Source organism: Bacteroides timonensis (assembly GCF_000513195.1).
In the GTDB taxonomy this organism is placed as follows: domain Bacteria; phylum Bacteroidota; class Bacteroidia; order Bacteroidales; family Bacteroidaceae; genus Bacteroides; species Bacteroides timonensis.
Window position 1 is genome coordinate 1 of the sequence record NZ_CBVI010000066.1, and the last position, 1,799, is coordinate 1,799.

At 50.7% G+C, this 1,799-nt stretch carries 2 protein-coding genes; both read right to left on the reverse strand.

Annotation, left to right across the window (positions count from 1 at the left end; all coding sequences use genetic code 11):
- A partial coding sequence (locus tag BN161_RS13035) for a fimbrillin family protein (RefSeq protein ID WP_044266888.1) occupies positions 1–1,387 on the reverse strand: 1,387 nt, incomplete at its 3' end.
- A 24-nt stretch (positions 1,388–1,411) separates the two neighbouring features.
- A partial coding sequence (locus tag BN161_RS13040; protein ID WP_044266891.1) for a fimbrillin family protein occupies positions 1,412–1,799 on the reverse strand: 388 nt, incomplete at its 5' end.

Genomic DNA, 1,799 nt, shown 5'->3' on the forward strand with positions numbered 1-1,799 from the left:
GGCTGCGGGACTTAACGTACCAATCAGCGTAGCCATTGCTGAAGTGCACGCCGTAAGCGCTGTAGATGTTGCTCTCCGTACTCGACCAATAGAAGTCGTCGCCGAAAACGTCTGCGCTGCCACTACTCAATTTATTAAATTGAGTGTTCAAATTATTCTTTCCACTAGTACTCTGAATGCTATTATTTCCCCAGCAAATGTACTTCAATTCATTCAAATTAGGGAGATACCAACCGCTACTGCCGGAAGGGGCAGCTACTGTATTGCCATAATTGGAAGCGGCACTACCGGCATTGTCATTGTCCCAATTAGAAGAAGTACTCGCATCCTTCAAGGCTACTACAAGGCCATGAATGAAACCACCCTCCGATTTGTTGGTACTTTTTTCCGTAATAAAGCTGTTATCCACGCAATAGACTACACCGATGCAACCTTCGCTCGGAGGATTGCTTGCATCGCCGAGGCAGATGTTGCCGTCCGAATAATAGAAATCACCTACGGCAAGAGCACGTACTACGGCTGTATTAGCGCCGCTGTATGTCACATTCAGCCGCTTGTAATAGCCGGCGGACAAGGAAAGGCTGCTTTTTGAGTATTCGATGGTCTTGCCATCGGCAATATTAAACGCACCGCTGACGGTGGCACCGGAAGTACCTGCGGGGACGATGTAGCGGAAAGCGCCATTGTCCATGGGGCAAGGTTTAATCGTTGCTGCACCGCCGCCACTCGGAGTGAGGCTGAACGTGACAGCGCTGACGGGGGCGGAATACTCATAAGCATCGGCAGCTTCCGAAGTCTTGTACTTCTGCACCGGAAGGGAAATCTCTATCAAGGACATCGCGTGAGAGAATGTGAAAGAGAGGGACTTGCCGTTTACGGATGCAGCGTCAACTGATGCCGTCATCAGGTCGCAAGCGGTATAGTTGGCATACGTGCTTTGGTCGGTGACGGTGGCTACGGTGTTGTTGAAGGCTGTGACGATTGCGTCAACGCTTGTTTTATCGTTCATGCTCTCACTATAAGGATAGTAGGCAAAGTACGTTGCACCGGCATATTTATAGATTACGTTACCGTTCCACTTCTCACCGTCGTAAGTGAGCGGCACGTTCTTGCAGTCGGTAATTACGCTACCGTTCTTCACGGCAAACACGCCTATTTGGTCGTCTTTCACGAAGGTGGTGGTGTAACCGCTTTCCGAAGCGCGGGTTTGCGGAGTACCGGTTTGCGGAGTTCCGTCCGTGGAGGCGAAGCCGTCCGCACGGGCTGTAACGGTAAGCGTGGTGCCGTCGGTGGCGGCTACGGTCAGTTCGTCATCGTTGCTGCAACCGCACAGAACAACAGCGGACAACAGCGTAAATAAGGAGATATTCAATATATTCTTTTTCATATTTGGGATGTTTATAAATGATTATTAGGGATTGTTATTGTCTTCTTCACCAAGTACATCTTCAGCGTTGCCGTCTTGTGTCCAGCCGCCGCCACTATCGCCCGTGCCGGGGGTGACGGTTTGCGCATTGCCGGTTACTTCTTCGGAACCATCTGGCGACCATTGGGGAGAAGTGGAAACGCCCACTTCCAGATAGCCGTACTTCACGGTGATGTCATACGTATGTTGCTGTCCGCTCTGCAGGTTGGCTTCGGTGTTTTCCGGGGTATAATAATAGGTATTGTTGTCGGACAAGGTGATAGCTATGAACTTCTTGCCCTTCATATTCTGCGGAATGACGAGGGCGGCGTAGCTGGCAAGGGCGGTTGTTTCACCATCGGCCAGCTTATTGGCAACAGTTAACGTCTTGGCT